Source organism: Micromonospora sp. KC207 (assembly GCF_004348615.1).
In the GTDB taxonomy this organism is placed as follows: domain Bacteria; phylum Actinomycetota; class Actinomycetes; order Mycobacteriales; family Micromonosporaceae; genus Micromonospora.
In genome coordinates this window covers 1-18989 of record NZ_SMKJ01000117.1, presented here as the reverse complement: position 1 = coordinate 18989, position 18989 = coordinate 1, and the positions used below count along the sequence as shown (strand labels likewise).

Here is an 18989-nt window from a genome sequence, read left to right as displayed (position 1 = left end):
CGCTAGGGCTGGGCGGGGCGCCTCCATGTCGGCGACGTGGGGGCTTCCCCGAGCTTGGGTTCGCCCCATATCGCCGACATGGAGTCGATCACCACTGAGATGTGAGCACTTCGTTGACAACTCTTCGTTCAAGTGCTGCAATCCAGGGATGAGCCTGGAGCAGCAAGAGCCGTTCGCGATGCCCGATCCGGGGCGGGCGCGGGCGCATCGCACCCACGCCGCGCTGACCCGGATCGCCGAGCGACACGCGGGTGACGACGCGCGCCGCCGCCGCTACGCCCACCCGTACGCGCTCGACCCGTACGAGGCGGTGGCCCTGGTGACCGCGCTCGCCGCCGGTGGCGCGGAGCTGGCCGACGGCGAGGAGCCGGTCGATCCGGCCGACCTGGTCGCCGCGCTCACCCTCGTCCCGCACCTGCGTGCCGAGGTGGACGCACTGGAGGCCGGCCTGCTGCGGCTCGCCCGCGACCGGGGCCTGACCTGGCAGGCGGTCGCCCACGGGCTGGGCCTCCGCTCGGCGCAGGCCGCCCGGCAGCGCTACGAGCGGCTCACCGGCCGGGTCGGCGTCGACGCGGGAGCAGCAGGGGGCGAGGCAAGATCGACCGGGGGCGAGAAGATGGACCGGGCCACACCGGGTGGCAACGGCGACGGGGAGGCATGAGTGGACCGCGCGGAACTGCTGGCGTACTGCCTGGCGAAGCCCGGCGCGTGGCTCGACCAGCCGTGGGACGAGGAGGTCGTGGTGAAGGTCGGCAGGAAGATCTTCGCCTTCCTCGGCCCCGAGTCCACCGACCGGGTGGGCGTCAAGTGCGGCCCCACCCGCGAGTTGGCTGACGAGTGGCTGCACCGGTTCCCCGGCGACGCCGTCGCCTCCTCCCACATCGGCCGGTTCGGCTGGAACAGCCTGCGGCTGGCCGGGGCGATCGACGACGACGAGCTGCGCGAGGCGGTGGACGCCTCGTACGAGGCGGTGGTGGCGAAGCTGCCGCGCCGCGAGCGCCCGGCAGCCGTGGCCTGATCCCGTCGCGGAGGCCGGCCACTCCGGCGTCGAGACGTGGTCAGCCGGGCGTCGAGACGTGGTCAGCGATCCGGCTCACCGTCGGCGCGGTGTGCGGCGTCGCCCCGGGCCCGGGCCCAGTTGATGAAGCGTTCGTGCAGGTCGGGGGCGCGCTCGGGGTGGAGCTGGGCGAGCTGGGCGCGGGCCTCGACCATGAGCTGGGCCAGGTAGAAGATCAGGGCGGTCCGGGCGCCCCGGAACTCCACCAGCAGGCCCAGCCGGGCCGGCTGGCAGGGCCATTCCGCCCCGCAGTTGCGGCACCGCCACAGCGGGCGCATCGGCACGTGCGGGATCACCTCGCGCGCCATCAGCGCATCCGCAGGGCGATCGCGCGGGCCTCGTCGTGGCTGACCGGCAGCCACCACAGGAACCGCCGTACCACCTCGATCGGTTCGGGGCCGCCCGGACGGCCCCGAAAATCGCGGATCGCGGTCGTCATCAGCGCCGACACCACCGCGAGCAGCTCGGGCGTCGCCCGCAGCTCGGCACACGGCCAGGGCTGCGCGCACCGCCGGCACAGCCAGTCGGGCGAGCCGGCGGCGTGGCCGGCCGCCGACACCGCCGGGCCCACGGGACGCAGCGGCCGGGCAACGCCTCGCCAGGCGGACCGACCCGCGCCCCCGGCACGCGGCCGGGGGGCCTTCGTCGCGGCCAGGGACGTCAGCGGGGTACGACGCTCTCGGCGGCCCACTCCCGCCAGCCCGCCAGCTTGTCGGCGGCGGCGGCGAGCTGATCGGCGACCGGCCCGGGGCCGGTGGAGCCGGGAGTGGTCCGGGCGGCCAGGGCAGACCGCACCGACAGCACGTCGCGCACTGACGGGTCGAGGTGCTCGCTGACCGCCGCCAGGTCGGCGTCGGAGACCTCGTCGAGGGCGCAGTCGCGGGCCGCGCAGAGCGCCACCAGCCTGCCGGTGATCTCGTGAGCGTCGCGGAACGGCACGTTGCGCCGGACCAGCCAGTCGGCGACCTCGGTGGCCAGGGAGAAGCCGACGGGGGCGGCGGCGACGAGGCGGTCGACGCGTACCGTCATGGTGGAGATCATCCCCGCGAGGGCCGGCAGCAGCAGTTCCAGGGTGTCGACCGCGTCGAAGACCGGCTCCTTGTCCTCCTGCATGTCCCGGTCGTACGTCATGGGCAGGCCCTTGAGCATGGTGAGCACGGCCATCAGCCCGCCGACGAGCCGGCCGGACTTGCCCCGGGCCAGCTCGGCAATGTCCGCGTTCTTCTTCTGCGGCATGATCGACGAACCGGTGGCGAAGGCGTCATCCAGCTCGACCCAGCCGAACTCCTGCGACGTCCAGAGCACCACCTCCTCGCCGAGGCGGGACAGGTGCACCCCGATCAGCGCGGTGATGAAGAGGAACTCGGCGACGAAGTCGCGGTCGGCGACCGCGTCCATCGAGTTGGCGAAGGACGTGCGGAAGCCCAGCTCCTTGGAGACGGCCACCGGGTCCAGCGGCAGCCCGGACCCGGCGAGCGCGCCCGCGCCGAGCGGGCTGATCGCCGTACGGTGGTCCCAGTCGCGCATCCGCTCCAGGTCGCGCAGCAGCGGCTGCACGTGGGCCAGCAGCCAGTGCCCGAAGGTGACCGGCTGGGCGTGCTGGAGGTGGGTCATCCCCGGCGCGGCCGTGTCGACGTGCCGGGCGGCCTGCTCGACCAGGGCCTCCGCCAGCTCGACGAGGCGGGCGGCCACGCCCCGGGCGTGGTCACGCAGGTAGAGGCGCAGGTCGGTGGCGACCTGGTCGTTGCGGGACCGGCCGGCGCGCAGCTTGCCGCCGAGGCTGCCGAGGCGCTCCAGCAGCCCCCGCTCCAGCGCGGTGTGCACGTCCTCGTCGTCGACGGTGGGGCGGAACGCCCCGGAGGCGCAGGCGGCCTCCAGGTCGTCCAGGGCGGCCAGGATCTTCCCCAGTTCCTCGGGGTCGAGCAGGCCCGCGCCCGCGAGGACCCGGGCGTGCGCGCGGGATCCGGCGATGTCGTACGGGGCGAGGCGCCAGTCGAACTGCACGCTGACCGACAGCCGGGCCAGCGCCTCGGAGGGGCCGCCGGCGAACCGGCCACCCCACAGGCTCGTACGGTTGGTCGCGGCGCTGTTCTCGGTGAGGCTCTTGTCGTCCACGCCGCCCATTGTGGTTCCCACGGTCAGCACCCGCCCAACCGGGCGTCCCGCGCGGCGGCCAGCCTGCTGGGCAGGCCCCACAGCCGCACGAAGCCCTTGGCGAGGGACTGGTCGAAGGTGTCGCCGGTGTTGTAGGTGGCCAGGCCGAAGTCGTACAGGCTGGCCTCGGAGCGCCGGCCGGTGACGGTCGCCCGGCCGCCGTGCAGCACGAGCCGCACCTCGCCGCTGACCTGTTGCTGGGCGTCGTCGATGAACGCGTCCAGGGCCTTCTTCAGCGGGGAGAACCACAGGCCGTCGTAGACCAGCTCGCCCCACCGCTGCTCCACGCCCTTCTTGAACCGGGCGAGGTCCCGCTCGACGGTGACCGCCTCCAGCTCCTGGTGGGCGGTGATCAGCGCGATCGCGCCGGGGGCCTCGTACACCTCGCGGCTCTTGATGCCGACCAGCCGGTCCTCGACCATGTCGAGCCGACCGACGCCCTGCGCGCCGGCCCTGCGGTTCAGCTCGCGGATCACCTGGTACGGAGTGACGGTCTCGCCGTCGATCGCCACCGGCATGCCGGCGTCGAAGGTGATGACGACCTCGTCGGCGTCGCGCTCCTGCGCCGGGTCGGACGTGTACGAGTACAGGTCCTCGATCGGGGCGTTCCAGATGTCCTCCAGGAAGCCGGTCTCCACGGCCCGGCCCCACAGGTTCTGGTCGATGGAGTACGGCGACCTGGCCGACACGTCGATCGGCAGGCCCTTCTCCTCGGCGAAGGCGATCGCCTTGTCCCGGGTCCACGCGAAGTCCCGGGCCGGGGCGACGATCTTCAGGTCGGGGGCGAGCGCCCCGATGCCGACCTCGAAGCGGACCTGGTCGTTGCCCTTGCCGGTGCAGCCGTGCGACACGATCGTGCCGCCGTGCTTGCGAGCCGCGGCGACCAGGTGCTTAACGATCAGCGGCCGGGACAGCGCGGAGACCAGCGGGTACCGGTCCATGTAGAGGGCGTTGGCGCGCATCGCCGGCAGGCAGTACTCGGCGGCGAACTCGTCGCGCGCGTCGACCACCTCCGACTCGACGGCCCCGCAGTCCAGGGCGCGCTGCCGGATGGCGTCGAGGTCCTCGCCGCCCTGCCCGACGTCCACCGCGACGGCGATGATCTCGGCGTTGGTCTGCTCGGCCAGGTAGGGAATCGCGACGGAGGTGTCCAACCCTCCCGAGTACGCGAGGACGACCCGCTCGGTCATGGTGTGTTCCCTTCAACGGTCTCCTCGCGGCGGGACCACGCGGTGAGCTTCTCGCCCAGCGCGGCCCCGCCGTCGGCCTCGCGGGCCACGACGAGGATGGTGTCGTCGCCGGCGATGGTGCCGACGACCTCGGGCAGACCCGCCCGGTCCAACGCGCTGGCCAGGTAGTGGGCCGCGCCCGGCGGGGTACGCAGCACGGCGATGTTGCCGCTGGAGTCCACTCCGTTGAGCAGTTCCCGCAGCAGCCGGATCAGCCGCGCCGGAGCGGCCTCGGCGTCGCGCAGGGGCCGGTGGCCGTCCTCCGGGATGACGTACACGGGGCGACCGTCGCCGCCCCGGGCGGTGACCGCGCCGAGTTCCTTGAGGTCCCGCGACAGGGTGGCCTGGGTGACTCCGACGCCGTCGCTGGCGAGCAGGTCGGCCAGCTCGGTCTGCGAGCGGACCGCCCCGTCGCGGATCAGCTCGACGATCCGGGCATGCCGGGCGGCGCGGGTCAACGGCGGGGTCATGCCGACTTCTCCAGCAGGTACGTCAGCACCGCCTTCTGGGCGTGCAGCCGGTTCTCCGCCTGGTCGAACACGGCGCTGGCCGGGCCGTCGAGTACCTCGTCGGTGATTTCCTCGCCCCGGTGCGCCGGCAGGCAGTGCAGCACGATCGCGCCCGGTGCGGCGTGCCCGAGCAGGGTCTTGTTGACCTGGTACGGCAGGAACGGGGTGATCCGGTCCAGCCCGTCGTCCTCCTGCCCCATCGAGGTCCAGGTGTCGGTGGCCAGCACGTCGGCGTCGCGGGCCGCGGCAACCGGGTCGCACAGCACGCGCACCGATCCCCCGGTGCCGGCGGCGATCTCCTCGGCCCGCGCCACCACCTCGGGGTCGGGGTCGAACCCGTCCGGCCCGGCGACCCGCACGTGCATGCCGGCGGTCGCCCCGGCCAGCAGGTACGACTGCGACATGTTGTTCGCCGCGTCCCCCACGTACGCCAGGGTCCGCCCGTGGGTGCCGCCGCACCGCTCACGGACGGTGAGCAGGTCGGCGAGGAGCTGGCAGGGGTGGAAGCCGTCGGTCAGGGCGTTGATCACCGGGACGCTCGCCCCGGCGGCGACCTCGGCGATCCGGTCGTCACCGTGGGTGCGCAGCACGATCGCGGCCACGTACCGGGAGAGCACCCGGCCGGCGTCGGCGAGGGTCTCGCCGCGGCCGAAGTGGGTGACCTGGGTGTCCACCACGAGGGGGTGCCCGCCCAGCTCGGCGATGCCGGCGTCGAAGGAGATCCGGGTGCGCAGGCTCTGCTTGTCGAACAGCACGGCCACCGACCTCGGCCCGGCCAGCGGCCGGTGGGCGAACCGCTCGGCCTTCATCCGGGCGGCGAGGTCGAGCACCGTCGCCTGCTCGGCGGGCGTAAGGTCGTCGTCGCGCAGCAGGTGGCGGGTCATGCGATGGCCTCCGGGGTGAGGTCGTCGTCGCGCAGCAGGCGGCGGGTCATGCGACGGCCTCCGGGGTGGCGGCGTCGAGGGCGGCGGGCAGGGCGGCGAGAAACGCGTCGGCCTGTTCGACGGTGAGGATCAGCGGCGGGGCGAGCCGGAGCACGCCCGGCTGCACCGAATTGACCAGGAACCCGGCGTCGCGCAGGGCCGTCGCGACCGGGCCGGCGGCGTCGGCGGTGAGCACGATCCCGAGCAGCAGCCCCGCGCCGCGCACCTCGGCGACGAGGGGATGCCCGAGCGCCTCGACGCCCCGGCGCAGCCGCTCGCCGACCCGCTTGACATGGTCGAGCAGCCCCTCGCTGGCGATGGTGGACACCACCGCGAGGGCGGCGGCACAGCTGATCGGGTTGCCGCCGAAGGTGGTGCCGTGCGAGCCGGGGCCGAGCAGCTCGGCGGCGGGACCGAAGGCCAGGCAGGCCCCGATCGGCAAACCACCGCCGAGGCCCTTGGCGAGGGTGACGATGTCGGGTTCGACGCCGTCGGCCTGGTGGGCGAACCAGTGCCCGGTGCGGCCGACACCGGTCTGCACCTCGTCGAGCACCAGCAGCGTGCCGTGCCGGGCGGTGATCCGCCGGGCCTCGGCGAGGTAACCGGCGGGCGGGACGACGACGCCGTTCTCACCCTGCACCGGCTCCAGGATCACCATGGCCGTGGCGTCGGTCACCGCGTCGGCGAGGGCGGCCGCGTCGCCGTACGGGACGTGGGTGACGTCGCCGGGCAGCGGTCGGAACGGGTCGGCCTTAGCGGGCTGGCCGGTGAGCGCGAGCGCGCCCATGGTGCGGCCATGGAACCCGCCGACTGTGGCGACCGCGTGCGAGCGGCCCGTGAGCCGGGACAGTTTGAACGCGGCCTCGTTGACCTCCGCGCCGGAGTTGGCGAAGAGAACCCGCCCGGGGCGGCCGGCGAGGGCCAGCAGCAACTCGGCGAGGGCCACCGGCGGCTCGGCGACGAACAGGTTGGACACATGCCCGAGGGTGGCGACCTGCCGGGACACGGCGGCCACCACGGCGGGGTGCGCGTGGCCGAGGGCGTTGACCGCGATGCCGCCGAGCAGGTCGACGTACTGGCGGCCGGCGTCGTCGACCACGACGGCCCCGGACCCGGACACCAGCGCCAGCGGCGGCGTGCCGTAGTTGTCCATCAGCGACTGCCGCCAGCGCTCCACCAGCATACTCATGACGGGACCGTGCCTTCCTTGTTCGTGGCTGCGGGGCTCGCAAGCTCACTCCTCGCGCTCACCACCATCGTGCCGAATCCTTCCGAGGTGAAAACCTCCAGCAGCGTGGAGTGGGCCACCCGGCCGTCGACGACGTGGGCGGCGGGCACGCCGTGGCGCACCGCCCGCAGGCAGGCCTCCATCTTCGGGACCATTCCCGACTCCAGGGACGGCAGCAGCTTCGCCAGGTCGTCCGTGGTGATCTCGCTGACCAGGCTGTCGGTGTCCGGCCAGTTGGCGTAGAGCCCCGGCACGTCGGTGAGGACGACCAGCTTGCGGGCCTCAAGGGCGATCGCGAGGGCGGCGGCGGCGGTGTCGGCGTTGAGGTTGTGCAGCACCCCGTCGGCGTCCGGCGCGACGGTGGAGATCACCGGAATGCGGCCGGCCGCGATGAGGTCGGTCACCGCCGAGGTGTTCACCGACTCGACGTCGCCGACCTGGCCGACGTCCACGGCCTGCCCGTTTACGTACGCCGGGCGGCGCACGGCGGTGAACAGGCCGGCGTCCTCGCCGGAGAGGCCGACGGCGAACGGGCCGTGCGCGTTGATCAGCCCGACCAGTTCCCGGCCGACCTGGCCGACCAGCACCATCCGCACGACGTCCATCGCCTCGGGGGTGGTGACCCGCAGCCCACCGCGGAACTCGCTGTCGATGCCGAGCCGCCCGAGCATGGCCGAGATCTGCGGGCCGCCGCCGTGCACGACGACCGGTTTGATGCCGACGTAGCGCAGGAAGACCATGTCGGCGGCGAAGGCCCGCTGGAGCGCGGGGTCGACCATGGCGTTGCCGCCGTACTTGACCACGATGGTGGCCCCGGACAGGCGGGCCAGCCAGGGCAGCGCCTCGATCAGCGTCTCGGCCCTGGCCTGGGCCCGGGCGAGGTCGTCGACGCCGCTCACGTGGAGTACGCCGAGTTCTCGTGCACGTACGCGTGGGACAGGTCGTTGGTCCACACGGTGGCCTGGGCCTCCCCGGCGTGCAGGTCGATGCGGATGGTGACGTCGCGGCCGGTGAGGTCCACCTTGGACCGGTCCTCGGCGGCGGCGCCGGAACGGCACACCCAGACGTTGTTGACCGCGACGTCGAGGGCGTCCGGCTCGAACGCGGCGGCGGTGGTGCCGACGGCGGCGAGGATGCGGCCCCAGTTCGGGTCGTTACCGAACAGCGCCGTCTTGACCAGGTTGTTGCGGGCCACCGACCGGCCCACCTCGACCGCGTCGTCCTCGTCGGCCGCGCCGACGACGTCGATGGCGATCTGCTTGGTGGCGCCCTCCGCGTCGGCGAGCAACTGCTGCGCCAGGTCGTGACAGGCGGCGGTGACGGCCTCGGTCAGCTCGGCCTCGGTAGGCTCGATGCCGGACGCGCCGCTGGACAGCAGCAGCACCGTGTCGTTGGTGGACATGCAGCCGTCGGAGTCGACCCGGTCGAAGGTGACCCGGCAGGCGGCGCGCAGTGCGGCGTCGAGTGCCGCCGGCCCGGCCACCGCGTCGGTGGTGAGCACGCACAGCATGGTCGCCATGGCCGGGGCGAGCATGCCGGCGCCCTTGGCCATGCCGCCGACGGTCCAGCCGCTGCCGGCCGCCACGGTGGTCTTCGGCCGGGTGTCGGTGGTCATGATGGCCTCGGCCGCCGCCGCGCCGCCGGCCCGGGACAGGGCGCGGATCGCCGCGCGTACGCCGGGCAGCAGCTTGTCCATCGGCAGCCGCTCGCCGATCAGGCCGGTGGAGCAGACCGCCACGTCGCCGGCACCGAGCCGCAGCCGGGAGCTGGCCGAGGTCAGCGCGGCGGCGGTGTGCTCGGCGGTGGCGTGGGTGTCCTGGAAGCCGGTCGGACCGGTGCAGGCGTTCGCGCCGCCGGAGTTGAGCACCACGGCCCGGGCCACCCCGCCCCGGACGACCTGCTGGGTCCAGAGCACGGGGGCGGCCTTGACCCGGTTGGCGGTGAAAACCCCGGCGACCCCGGCGTCGGGGCCGTCGTTGACGACGAGGGCGACGTCGGCGCCGCCGCTCTTGAGCCCCGCGGCGACACCGGCCGCCCGGAACCCTCTCGGTGTGGTGACGGTCATGGTGCCACTCCGAACGTGGACAGGCCCGCGGTCTCCGGGAGCCCGAGCATCAGGTTGGCGCACTGCACGGCCTGGCCGGCGGCGCCCTTGCCGAGGTTGTCGATGACGCTGGCCACGATCACCCGGCCGGAGTCGACGTCGACGCCGGCTTGGAGGTGGCAGGAGTTGGAGCCGAGGGTGGCGGCGGTGTGCGGCCACGCGCCGTCGGGCAACACGTGCACGAACGGCGCGTCCGCGTACGCCTCGGCGAGGACGGCCCGGGGGTCCGCGCCGTTGGTCGGCACGGCGGTGACCATGGCGAGGATGCCGCGCGGCATCGGCGCGAGGACGGGGGTGAGCGACAGGCTGGTCGCGCCGGTGGCCTGCTTGATCTCCGGCACGTGCTGGTGGGCACCGACCTTGTACGGCGACAGGTCGCCCATCACCTCGCTGCCGAGCAGGTGCGCCTTGGCGGCCCGGCCCGCGCCGGAGGTGCCGGAGGCGGCGACCACGACCACGTCGGCGGGCGCGACCGCGCCGGCGGCGACCAGCGGGGCGAGTGCGAGGGTGGTGGCCACCGCGTAGCAGCCGGTATTGGCCACCCGGGTCGCGGCGGCGATCTCCGCGCGCTGGCCGGGCAGCTCGGGCAGGCCGTAGACCCAGGCCCCCGCGTGGTCGCCGCCGTAGTACCGTGACCAGGCTGCGGCGTCACGCAGCCGGTGGTCCGCGCCCAGGTCGACCACCCGGACCGACTCCGGCAGGGCGGCAGCCAGGGCCGCCGACTCGCCGTGCGGCAGGGCCAGGAAGACCAGGTCCGCGTCGGCCAGGGCCGCCGGGTCGGTCGCCGCGAACACCAGGTCCAGCCCGACGAGCTGCGGGTGTACGGCGGTGACCGGCGCGCCGGCCTGGCTGTGCGCCGTGGCGGTGACCAGGTCGAGTTCAGGGTGACCGGCAACCAGGCGCAGCAGCTCGCCCCCTGCGTAACCACTCGCCCCCGCGACCGCGACTCGGATACCCATTCCCACCTCCGTATGACTATGCAGAGAAGGTTACCCGGTCGCCGCGCCGCATCGCAAGGTCATACGTCCCACTGCATGAACATGAGAAGTGACGGCCGCCACCGGCTGCGGGACCCTACCTCGTACGCCGTGAGGGGCTGCGCGAGCTTCCGGCCGAGGCCTTGGTGGACACCGACTACCGGCGCGTCCCGTACGCGACCTGCCAGGGCTGCGCACCCTGGGCAACTGGACCCGGAGGAGCACTGACGGCCGGTCGGGCCTGGGCGGCGGCGGTTAACAGGGGCCCCTTCCTATACAGAAAGCGTTAAGAGGGGGCCCCTGCTTACACCTCAGGTGCCGCGGAGGGTGGCGCCGTAGCGGTCCGCCGCGCGGGCCACCGCCGCGTCACGGGCCGCCACCGCCTCCTCGACCGTCAGGGTGCGGTCGGGGGCGCGGAAGGTCAGCTTGTACGCCAGCGACCGCCGCCCCGCCCCGAGCTGCTCCGAGGCGTAGACGTCGAACAGCCGCACGCCCTCCAGCAGCTCACCGGCGCCCTCGACGAGGGCCTGCTGCACCTGCGCCGCCGGCACCCGCTCGTCCACCACCAGGGCCACGTCGATCAGGGCCGGTGGGAAGCCGGAGATCGTCGGGGCCGGGGCGACCGGGGCGGCCGGGAGCGCGTCGAGGTTCAGCTCCATGGCGCTGGTGCGCCTCGGCAGCTCCAGCGCGGCCAGCACGGCCGGGTGCAGCTCGCCGGCGTGCCCGACCACGACCCCGTCGACCAGCAGCTCGGCACAGCGGCCGGGGTGCCACGGGGCGTACTCGGCGGCCCGCACCTCGACCCGGTCGGCGGGCAGGTCGGCGGCGGCGAGCACCACCCGACCGGCCTCGACGGCGTCCGTCCAGCCGGCCGGGCGGCCCGCCCCCCACCAGCCGGCCGGCTCGACGTCCCCGGTCAGCACCACGGCGACGTGCCGGGGCTGGTCGGGCACGACCGCGTCGGCGGCGGCGAACTCGGCGTCGGTGGGCCGGCGGTCCACGCCCATGGCGGGCGGTGCGCCGGCACCGGGGCGCGGGTGGAAGACCGCCCCGATCTCGTACAGGGCCACGTCGCGGTGGCCCCGGCCGAGGTTGCGCTTGCAGATGCCGAGCAACGGGCCGAGCAGCGTGGTGCGCAGCAGCGGCTCCTTCTCCGACAGCGGGTTGGCCACCCGCACCGCCCGGCGGCGCGGGTCGTCGGCGGGCAGCCCGAGCAGGTCGGCCAGCTCGCCGGCGACGAACGGGTGGGCCAGCACCTCCACGTACCCGCGCTCGGCCAGCGTGCGGGCCACGGCCCGGCGGCGGCGCTGCTGCCAGGTCAGGCCACGTCCGGGCGGCGCGGTGGGCAGCACCGACGGCACCCGGTCGTACCCGTCGAGGCGGGCCACCTCCTCGACCAGGTCGGCAGGGTCGGTGAGGTCGGGACGCCAGCTCGGCGGGACCACGGTGAGCACGTCCGTGCCCCCGGTGGCCGCCACGCCGGCGGAGCCCGGGTCCTCGCCGAGCCGGTCGGCGCCCCGCGTGACGCGGCAGCCGACCTGCTCCAGCAGGGAGACCACCCGCTGCGGGGAGTACGCGACGCCGACCCGCCGGCTCGGCAGGTCCGCCGGCAGGGTGACCGGGGTGCGCGGCCGGACGTGGTCGAGGTCGAGGATCTCGGCCCCGGCGGTGCCGCCCGCGTGCTCGGTGAGCAGCCCGACGGCCCGCTCGATGGCGACCAGCGGCAGGGCGGGGTCGACGCCCCGCTCCCAGCGCTTCGCCGCCTCGCTGAACAGCTTGTGCCGGCGGGCGGTGCGGCCGACCATCACCGGTTCCCAGTGCGCGGCCTCGAAGAGCACGTCGGTGGTGGAGGCGACGACCTCGCTGGTCTCGCCGCCCATCACGGCGGCGAGCGAGACGGGGCCGGTGTCGTCGCAGATCACCATGTCCTCGGCGGTGAGGGTGCGGGTCACCCCGTCCAGGGTGGTCACCTTCTCCCCCGCCTCGGCGCGGCGCACCACGAGCGGACCGGTGATCCGGGCGGCGTCGAAGGCGTGCATCGGCTGACCCAGTTCGAGCATCACGTAGTTGGTGATGTCGACCGGCAGCGAGATGCTGCGAACGCCGGCCACGGTGAGCCGCTGCCGCATCCAGCCGGGGGTCGGGGCGGTCGGGTCGACGCCGCGCACCATCCGGGCGGCGAACCGGTCGCAGCCGACGGTGTCGCGGATCTCGACCGGGTACGCCGGCTCGGCCGTCGCGCCGGGGGCCGGTGCCAGCCCCGGGTCGCGGAACGGCACGCCGAGGGCGTGGGCCAGCTCCCGGGCGATGCCCCGGACGCTGAGCGCGTACCCCCGGTCGGGGGTGATCTCCACCTCGACGACCATGTCGTCGAGGCCGACGACCGGGCGGGCGTCGTCACCGGGCTTGGCGGGGGTGTCCTCGGGCAGCACGATGATGCCGGAGTGGTCGTCGCCCAGGCCCAGTTCCTTGGCGGAGCAGATCATGCCGTTGGAGTTGCGCCCGTACGTCTTGCGCGCGCCGATGGCGAAGCCTCCGGGCAGCACGCCGCCGGGGAGGATCACCACCACCCGGTCGCCGGGGGCGAAGTTGCGCGCCCCGCAGACGATCTCCTGCGGCTCGCCGGTGCCGTTGGCGGCGCCCACGTCGACCCGGCAGAACCGGATCGGCTTCTTGAATCCGGTCAGTTCCTCGATCTCCAGGACCTCGCCGACGACCAGCGCGCCGGTGACCGTCGACCGCAGGTCCACGATCGACTCGACCTCGATGCCGAGGTCGACCAGCGCCTGCTCCAGGTCGGCGGCGGGCAGGTCGGCGGGGAGGTCGAGGTACTCCCGCAGCCAGCTGACAGAAACTCGCATGACTCTCAGACCACCGTCTCGTTGTCTCGTGCCCGCACCGTCTACGCCCCGGCCCCGAACGCGCGGGTGAACCGCACGTCGCCCTCGGCCATGTCCCGCATGTCGCTGACCCCGTGACGGAACATCACGGTCCGGTCGATACCCATGCCGAACGCGAATCCGGAGTAGACCTCCGGGTCGATCCCGCAGGCGCGCAGCACCCGGGGGTTGACCATGCCGCAGCCGCCCCACTCGACCCAGCGCGGCCCGTCGCGGTGCTCGGGGAACCACACGTCGAACTCGGCCGACGGCTCGGTGAACGGGAAGTAGTGCGGTCGCCAGCGGGTCTTCGCGCCCTCGCCGAACATGGCGCGGGCGAAGTGGTCGAGGGTGCCGCGCAGGTGCGCCATGGTGATGCCCCTGTCCACCACGAGGCCCTCGACCTGGTGGAAGACCGGCGCGTGGGTGGCGTCCAGCTCGTCGGTGCGGTAGACGCGGCCCGGCACGACCACGTAGATCGGCGGCTTGCGGGCCAGCATCGTGCGTGCCTGCACCGGGGAGGTGTGGGTGCGCAGCACCAGCCCGGAACTCTCCGCGCCGTCGGGCGCTGCGATGTGGAAGGTGTCCATCAGGCCCCGCGCCGGGTGGTCGGCGGGGATGTTCAGGGCGTCGAAGTTGGTCCACTCCAGCTCGACCTCGGGCCCCTCGGCCACCTCGTAGCCCATCCCGACGAACAGGTCGCTGATCTGCTCCATCAGCGTGCTCAGCGGGTGCCGGGCACCACGCGGGCGGCGGTCGTAGGGCAGGGTGACGTCGACCCGCTCGGTGGCCAGCACCCGCTCGGCCTGCTCGCGGTCGAGGACCTCGGCACGGGCGGCGTAGGCGGCCTCGATCGAGCGGCGGGCCTCGTTGACCCGCTTGCCGGCGTCGGCCTTCGCGGCCGGCGGCAGGGCGCCGATCTCCCGGCGGGCCAGGGAGACCGGGGACCGGTCACCGAGGTGCGCGGGGCGCAGCGCGGTCAGCGCGTCCGGGTCGGCGGCGGCGGCGAACGCCTGCTCGGCGTCGGCCACGGCACCGGCCAGGGCGTCCGGGTCGAGCAGGGCGACCTGCTTCGGGTCGTACGGATCGTTGCGGTAGGTCATGGCGTACGGGCACTCCTCACGGCGGCGCCGGCCCTGCACGGGCGGCGAGGCGAGTCTACGGACGCGCGGCTTCGCCGCAGCCCGCCGGTGGGGAGTCGCGCAGGGGGAAGGGTCAGGCCCGCCGCCCGCCGACACCGGCGGGCTGGCTAAACGAACGCCGTGGCGCGTTCATCGTCTCGGGCGACTCCCTGCTGTGTGACCGCGCCGCCCGTCAGGGGCATCGGCGCAGTGCTCTGGCAGAAGCGTACAGGCAGACGGCGGCGGCCGCAGCCAGGTTCAGGCTCTCGGCGCGCCCGTGCAGCGGCACCCGCACCCGGGCGTCGGCGGCGGCGGCCAGCCCGCCGGGCAGCCCGTGCGCCTCGGAACCGAACAGCCAGGCGGTCGGTGTCGCGAGGGTGCCGGCGTCGGCGAGGTCGTCGAGGTCGCTGTCGCCGTACCCGGTGGTGGCGAGGACCGCCAGGCCGGCGGCGCGTAACGCTTCGACGACCGCGACCGGGTCGCCGGCCCGGACCACGTCGACGTGGAAGAGGCTGCCGGCGGAGGCCCGCACGCACTTGCCGTTGTACGGGTCCACGGCGTCGCCGGCGAAGACCACCGCGCCGGCCCCGGCGGCGTCGGCGGTGCGCAGCACCGTGCCGGCGTTGCCCGGGTCGCGGATCTCGGCGAGCACCGCCACGAGGCGGGGACCGGCGGCGAGGGCCGCGTCCAGTGGCACGTCGAGGTGCCGGCAGACGGCGACGAGTCCCTGCGGGGCGACGGTCTCGGCGAGGGCGGCGAGAGCGTCGTCGGTGACATCGGAGACCGGCACGTCGACGTCGGCGGCGCGCTCGGCCAGGTCGGCGTACCGGTCGAGGGCGGCCGGGGTGCCGAACAGCTCGGTGACCGTGCCGGGGCGGGCCAGGGCCTCCCGGACGGCCTGCGGGCCCTCGGCGAGGAACCGGCCGGCGGCGTCGCGGTCGCGGCGGCGGTGCAGCCGGCGGGCGGCGACGACCCTGGGGGTACGCGGGGTGAAAGGCATGGTGGGCGGCTCCACAGCGCGACCGAGGCGCCCGCCGCGCGTCGTGGACGGCACGGGAGGCGCCTCGGTCGGGTGCTGGCGGATCAGGCGGCCTGGGCCGCCGCGCCACCGGTGCCCTCGGCCGCCACGGCGGCGCGGGCGACCTCGACGATCGCGGCGAAGGCCGCCGCGTCGTTGACGGCCAGGTCGGCGAGGATCTTGCGGTCGACCTCGACGCCGGCCAGGCGCAGGCCCTGGATCAGCCGGTTGTAGGTCATCCCGTTGGCCCGGGCGCCCGCGTTGATCCGGGTGATCCAGAGCTGCCGGAAGTCGCCCTTGCGGTCGCGACGGTCCCGGTAGGCGTACTGCATCGAGTGCAGCACCTGCTCCTTGGCCTTGCGGTAGAGGCGGGAGCGCTGACCGCGGTAGCCGCTCGCGGTCTCCAGCAGGGTACGACGCTTCTTCTGGGCGTTCACAGCCCGCTTGACGCGTGCCATCTCAACTCCTTCTTCGGTTCAGGTGGCGCGCGTCAGCGGCCGAGCAGCTTCTTGATGCGCTTGGTGTCGGCCTTGGCCAGCTCGACCGTGCCGGTCAGCCGCCGGGTCTGGGTGGAGGGCTTCTTCTCCAGGTTGTGGCGCAGCCCGGCCTGCTGGGCAACGATCTTGCCCTTGCCGGTCACCTTGACCCGCTTGCCCATACCCGTGTGGCTCTTCATCTTCGGCATTGGAACGTTTCTCCCCTGTTACTGACCGCTGGTTTCGGCGGTCGTGCCGGTCTCACCGGCTGCTGCGGTCTCGCCGGCCGCCGGAGTCTCGCCGGCCGCCGGAGTCGCGGATTCCTCCGCGACCCGCTCCCGGGGGGCACCGCGGGACGCCGTCGCGGCGACCGCGGAGGCCTTGACGGCCCGGTGCGGGGCGAGAACCATGATCATGTTTCGGCCGTCCTGCTTCGGAGCGGCCTCCACGTAGCCCAGCTCCGTGATTTCGGACTCGAGCCGGCGCAGGAGCCGGTAACCCAGCTCAGGGCGGCTCTGCTCCCGACCGCGGAACATGATCGTCACCTTGACCTTGTCGCCGGCCTTGAGGAACCGCACCACGTGACCCTTCTTGGTCTCGTAGTCGTGCGGGTCGATCTTCGGCCGGAGCTTCATCTCCTTGATGACGGTCTGCTGCTGGTTTCGCCGCGCTTCGCGCGCCTTGAGTGCGCTCTCGTACTTGAACTTGCCGAAGTCCATGAGCTTGCACACCGGCGGGCGCGCCATCGGCGCAACCTCGACCAGGTCCAGGTCGACGTCCGCGGCCAGCTGAAGGGCGCGCTCCAGCGGGACGATGCCCACCTGCTCACCCTCGGGACCGACCAGTCGGACCTCACGTGCCCGGATCTGCTCGTTCACGCGTGGTTCGACGCTGATGGGGCCTCCTCGAGTCGAATTCTCTGCGGTGGCCGACTCCCGCGACCCCCGTGGTGGGGGCCGACCCGGAAAGCAGAAGGCCCCGGCGCATGCCAGGGCCCGCTCGACCGGTCGGCACGATCACAGGATCGCGCATCCGGGCCCGGGACGTGCCCGGAACCGGTGACCGGAACCCGGCCACCGACTGGGGTGACTCGGGTGGGAGCAGGCGCTCCGCTTCAGGACGGCCCACGTGTGGAACACGAGGGCAGTCTGGTCGACTCAGCAACACTACACCGCCACCCGACCCGCCCCCAAACCGGGCACCAGGTCGCGCGGTGGGGTCAGCGCCCGGCCGCACCCTCGACGAGGGCCGCGAGGTGCGCCTGGTGCAGCCGGCGCAGGGCACGCACACCCTGCACCGCCAGCTCCTTGTCGGCGGCCTGGAGGGCCATCATCGGCAGCAGGTCGTCGTCGTGCAGCTCCAGGCTCGCCCACGGCGCGCCCCGGTCGAAACGCACCCCTCGCACGACCTCCCAGGGCAGCTCGTACGAGCCGAGGACGTTGCGCACCCGCACGCCGAGCGCGTCCGCCTCGACGCGGGGCCGGGTGAACAGCAGGATGCCGAGCGCACCGAGGACGCCCAGGCCGATCATGGCGAGCTGGTCGCCGCGCTGGAAGGTGCCGTAGCCCTCGCCGGTGGGGCCGGTCAGCGACGTGGCCACCAGGCTGAACACGACCAGTAGCGCGGCGGCCGACACCCAGCAGACCAGCCGGATCCGGCGCGGGCGCAGGATCACCGGTTCGGTTTCGCTCACCCGTGCAGTCTGCCACCCACCGGCCGGGGCCCGGAGTGTGACCCCTGCGTGTCGTCGACCCGGCGGCGTCCGGAGGCGCCGGCCGGCGACCACCACCGCCAGAGGCGGCCGCCGAAATCGTTCGCCAGAGATCGGGGCGCCGGCCCGCTCCCCCACCACCACGTCGCCCGCCGCCTGGGCCGCCGACGCCACCCCGCCCGGCACCACCGTCGCGAGGGCGGCGACCGGCGGCAGCGGCCTCACAACCGGCAGGCGTGGATGTTGGTGACCAGGATGGCGCGGGCACCCAGCTCGTACAGCTCGTCCATGATCCGGTGCACGTCGTCGCGCTGCACCATCGCCTGCACCGCCACCCAGCCCTCGCGGTGCAGGGGCGAGACGGTGGGCGACTCGATGCCGGGGGTGAGCGAGCTGGCGCGGTCCAGCAGCCCGGCCGGCACGTCGTAGGCGAGCATCACGTAGCGGCGGGCGACCAGCACCCCATGCAGCCGGCGCAGCAGCTGCGCGGCCTGCGGGTGCTCGGGGGCGCCGCCCCGGCGGACCAGCACCGCCGAGGAGCGCAGCAGCGGGTCGCCGAAGACGACCAGCCCGGCCTGGCGAAGCGTGGCGCCGGTTTCCACCACGTCGGCGACGACGTCGGCGACGCCGAGCCGGATGGCGTTCTCCACCGCGCCGTCGAGCCGGATCACGTCCGCCTTCACGCCGAGTTCGGCGAGGTACCGCTCGACCAGCCCGGGGTAGGCGGTCGCGATCCGGTGCCCGCCCAGTTCCTGCACGTCGGCGACGTCCTGCGGGCGGGCGGCGAACCGGAAGGTGGCCCGGCCGAACGCCAGGTCGACCACCTCCTCGGCGGGTGCGCCGGAGTCGATCAGCAGGTCCCGGCCGGTGATCCCGACGTCGAGGTCGCCCGAGCCGACGTAGGTGGCGATGTCCTTGGGCCGCAGGTAGAAGAACTCGATGTCGTTGGCCTCGTCCGGGCAGACCAGGTCCTTGGGGTCGGCGCGCTGGCGGTAGCCCGCCTCACGCAGCATCTGGGCGGCCTTCTCGGCCAGGGCGCCCTTGTTGGGTACGGCGACACGCAGCATGACGGAGTGCTCCTTCGATCGGATCAGATCAACGGCGGGGCGCACTCACAGATGTCGGTAGACGTCCTTCAGTTCGAGACCGGTGGCCAGCATCAGCACCTGCGCCTGGTAGAGCAGCTGGGAGATCTCCTCGGCCGCCCGCTCCGGGCCCTCGTGCTCGGCCGCCATCCACGACTCGGCCGCCTCCTCGACGACCTTCTTGCCGATGAAGTGCACCCCCTTCTCCAGCGCGGCCACCGTGCCCGAGCCGGGGGTGCCGGCGGCGGCCTTGGCCTGCAGCTCGGCAAACAACTCCTCGAACGTCTTCACGGGGTGCGATTCTTCCAGCACCCGCCCGGCCGGGCGCGCGGCGGGTCCCGCCGGCCCGCCGACCGGCCCGAATTGCCTACCAGGGCGGTGCGACACACCTGCGCGACGGCCGTCAATGGCTCTACGCTGTCCGCCATGCTCAGCTCCCGTACCGTCGCGCTCGCCGCCGCCGGCACCGTCCTCGTCGCGGTAGCCGCCTGCGCGCCCCAGGACGACGACGTCTCCAC

21 protein-coding genes are annotated in these 18989 nt (G+C 73.8%); 2 read left to right on the top strand and 19 right to left on the bottom strand.

Annotated elements, in window-relative coordinates; translation table 11 throughout:
• Positions 1 to 148 precede the first annotated feature (148 nt).
• Positions 149 to 661: a DNA-binding protein gene (locus tag E1258_RS16525; RefSeq protein WP_243715498.1), complete on the top strand. Its 513-nt coding sequence runs from the start codon at positions 149 to 151 to the stop codon at positions 659 to 661.
• Complete coding sequence (locus tag E1258_RS16520) at positions 662 to 1018, top strand: MmcQ/YjbR family DNA-binding protein (protein ID WP_132401759.1); 357 nt, start codon at positions 662 to 664, stop codon at positions 1016 to 1018.
• 62 nt (positions 1019 to 1080) lie between these two features.
• Here E1258_RS16520 and E1258_RS16515 read toward each other — a convergent pair whose 3' ends face one another.
• The 19 genes from E1258_RS16515 to E1258_RS16425 all read right to left on the bottom strand — a co-directional run bounded on the left by E1258_RS16515 (position 1081) and on the right by E1258_RS16425 (position 18762).
• Positions 1081 to 1365, bottom strand: coding sequence for a flavin reductase (locus E1258_RS16515; protein ID WP_132401756.1), 285 nt, complete (start codon positions 1363 to 1365; stop codon positions 1081 to 1083).
• Positions 1365 to 1628, bottom strand: a complete 264-nt coding sequence (locus E1258_RS16510; RefSeq protein ID WP_243715497.1) for a hypothetical protein — start codon at positions 1626 to 1628, stop codon at positions 1365 to 1367. Before E1258_RS16510 ends, E1258_RS16515 begins: the two co-directional genes overlap by 1 nt.
• Positions 1629 to 1717: 89 nt before the next feature.
• Entirely contained in the window at positions 1718 to 3181 is a 1464-nt protein-coding gene (gene argH / locus E1258_RS16505) for an argininosuccinate lyase (protein ID WP_132401761.1), read from the bottom strand.
• Between the two features lie 14 nt (positions 3182 to 3195).
• Positions 3196 to 4401, bottom strand: a complete 1206-nt coding sequence (locus E1258_RS16500) for an argininosuccinate synthase (RefSeq protein WP_132401753.1) — start codon at positions 4399 to 4401, stop codon at positions 3196 to 3198.
• On the bottom strand, positions 4398 to 4910 hold the full coding sequence (locus E1258_RS16495) for an arginine repressor (RefSeq protein WP_132401750.1): 513 nt from the start codon (positions 4908 to 4910) through the stop codon (positions 4398 to 4400). The genes E1258_RS16500 and E1258_RS16495 overlap by 4 nt, the downstream gene beginning before the upstream one ends.
• Complete coding sequence (argF, locus tag E1258_RS16490; RefSeq protein WP_132401747.1) at positions 4907 to 5833, bottom strand: ornithine carbamoyltransferase; 927 nt, start codon at positions 5831 to 5833, stop codon at positions 4907 to 4909. Before argF ends, E1258_RS16495 begins: the two co-directional genes overlap by 4 nt.
• A gap of 46 nt (positions 5834 to 5879) precedes the next feature.
• Positions 5880 to 7061 (bottom strand): acetylornithine transaminase, encoded by a 1182-nt coding sequence (locus E1258_RS16485; protein WP_132401744.1) that lies wholly within the window; start codon positions 7059 to 7061, stop codon positions 5880 to 5882.
• A complete protein-coding gene (gene argB / locus E1258_RS16480) occupies positions 7058 to 7999 on the bottom strand; it encodes an acetylglutamate kinase (protein ID WP_132401741.1) in 942 nt (313 codons plus the stop codon). Before argB ends, E1258_RS16485 begins: the two co-directional genes overlap by 4 nt.
• Positions 7996 to 9165 (bottom strand): bifunctional glutamate N-acetyltransferase/amino-acid acetyltransferase ArgJ, encoded by a 1170-nt coding sequence (argJ, locus tag E1258_RS16475; RefSeq protein WP_132401738.1) that lies wholly within the window; start codon positions 9163 to 9165, stop codon positions 7996 to 7998. The genes argB and argJ overlap by 4 nt, the downstream gene beginning before the upstream one ends.
• Positions 9162 to 10163, bottom strand: coding sequence for an N-acetyl-gamma-glutamyl-phosphate reductase (argC, locus tag E1258_RS16470; RefSeq protein ID WP_132401735.1), 1002 nt, complete (start codon positions 10161 to 10163; stop codon positions 9162 to 9164). Before argC ends, argJ begins: the two co-directional genes overlap by 4 nt.
• Before the next feature lie 329 nt (positions 10164 to 10492).
• Positions 10493 to 13042 carry a phenylalanine--tRNA ligase subunit beta gene (gene pheT / locus E1258_RS16465; RefSeq protein WP_132401732.1) on the bottom strand — a complete coding sequence of 850 codons (2550 nt, stop codon included), beginning with the start codon at positions 13040 to 13042 and terminating at the stop codon, positions 10493 to 10495.
• 41 nt (positions 13043 to 13083) lie between these two features.
• Positions 13084 to 14163, bottom strand: coding sequence for a phenylalanine--tRNA ligase subunit alpha (gene pheS, locus E1258_RS16460; RefSeq protein ID WP_132401729.1), 1080 nt, complete (start codon positions 14161 to 14163; stop codon positions 13084 to 13086).
• A 211-nt stretch (positions 14164 to 14374) separates the two neighbouring features.
• Positions 14375 to 15181, bottom strand: a complete 807-nt coding sequence (locus E1258_RS16455) for an RNA methyltransferase (RefSeq protein ID WP_132401726.1) — start codon at positions 15179 to 15181, stop codon at positions 14375 to 14377.
• Positions 15182 to 15264: 83 nt separating this feature from the next.
• A complete protein-coding gene (gene rplT, locus E1258_RS16450) occupies positions 15265 to 15657 on the bottom strand; it encodes a 50S ribosomal protein L20 (protein WP_007075852.1) in 393 nt (130 codons plus the stop codon).
• Positions 15658 to 15689: 32 nt separating this feature from the next.
• On the bottom strand, positions 15690 to 15884 hold the full coding sequence (rpmI, locus tag E1258_RS16445; RefSeq protein WP_007075851.1) for a 50S ribosomal protein L35: 195 nt from the start codon (positions 15882 to 15884) through the stop codon (positions 15690 to 15692).
• Between the two features lie 18 nt (positions 15885 to 15902).
• Positions 15903 to 16553: a translation initiation factor IF-3 gene (gene infC / locus E1258_RS16440; RefSeq protein ID WP_132401722.1), complete on the bottom strand. Its 651-nt coding sequence runs from the start codon at positions 16551 to 16553 to the stop codon at positions 15903 to 15905.
• A 341-nt stretch (positions 16554 to 16894) separates the two neighbouring features.
• Entirely contained in the window at positions 16895 to 17368 is a 474-nt protein-coding gene (locus E1258_RS16435; RefSeq protein WP_132401719.1) for a PH domain-containing protein, read from the bottom strand.
• A 239-nt stretch (positions 17369 to 17607) separates the two neighbouring features.
• On the bottom strand, positions 17608 to 18453 hold the full coding sequence (hisG, locus tag E1258_RS16430; RefSeq protein ID WP_132401716.1) for an ATP phosphoribosyltransferase: 846 nt from the start codon (positions 18451 to 18453) through the stop codon (positions 17608 to 17610).
• Positions 18454 to 18498: 45 nt separating this feature from the next.
• On the bottom strand, positions 18499 to 18762 hold the full coding sequence (locus tag E1258_RS16425) for a phosphoribosyl-ATP diphosphatase (protein ID WP_036375234.1): 264 nt from the start codon (positions 18760 to 18762) through the stop codon (positions 18499 to 18501).
• Between the last annotated feature and the right edge of the window lie 227 nt (positions 18763 to 18989).

Coding starts and splice junctions, on each gene's coding strand:
- E1258_RS16525 (WP_243715498.1), top strand. CDS start 149: ATGAGCCTGGAGCAGCAAGAGCCGTTCGCGATGCCCGATCCGGGGCGG.
- E1258_RS16515 (WP_132401756.1), bottom strand. CDS start 1,365: ATGGCGCGCGAGGTGATCCCGCACGTGCCGATGCGCCCGCTGTGGCGG.
- argH (WP_132401761.1), bottom strand. CDS start 3,181: ATGGGCGGCGTGGACGACAAGAGCCTCACCGAGAACAGCGCCGCGACC.
- E1258_RS16500 (WP_132401753.1), bottom strand. CDS start 4,401: ATGACCGAGCGGGTCGTCCTCGCGTACTCGGGAGGGTTGGACACCTCC.
- E1258_RS16495 (WP_132401750.1), bottom strand. CDS start 4,910: ATGACCCCGCCGTTGACCCGCGCCGCCCGGCATGCCCGGATCGTCGAG.
- argF (WP_132401747.1), bottom strand. CDS start 5,833: ATGACCCGCCACCTGCTGCGCGACGACGACCTTACGCCCGCCGAGCAG.
- E1258_RS16485 (WP_132401744.1), bottom strand. CDS start 7,061: ATGAGTATGCTGGTGGAGCGCTGGCGGCAGTCGCTGATGGACAACTAC.
- argJ (WP_132401738.1), bottom strand. CDS start 9,165: ATGACCGTCACCACACCGAGAGGGTTCCGGGCGGCCGGTGTCGCCGCG.
- argC (WP_132401735.1), bottom strand. CDS start 10,163: ATGGGTATCCGAGTCGCGGTCGCGGGGGCGAGTGGTTACGCAGGGGGC.
- pheT (WP_132401732.1), bottom strand. CDS start 13,042: ATGCGAGTTTCTGTCAGCTGGCTGCGGGAGTACCTCGACCTCCCCGCC.
- pheS (WP_132401729.1), bottom strand. CDS start 14,163: ATGACCTACCGCAACGATCCGTACGACCCGAAGCAGGTCGCCCTGCTC.
- E1258_RS16455 (WP_132401726.1), bottom strand. CDS start 15,181: ATGCCTTTCACCCCGCGTACCCCCAGGGTCGTCGCCGCCCGCCGGCTG.
- rplT (WP_007075852.1), bottom strand. CDS start 15,657: ATGGCACGCGTCAAGCGGGCTGTGAACGCCCAGAAGAAGCGTCGTACC.
- rpmI (WP_007075851.1), bottom strand. CDS start 15,884: ATGCCGAAGATGAAGAGCCACACGGGTATGGGCAAGCGGGTCAAGGTG.
- hisG (WP_132401716.1), bottom strand. CDS start 18,453: ATGCTGCGTGTCGCCGTACCCAACAAGGGCGCCCTGGCCGAGAAGGCC.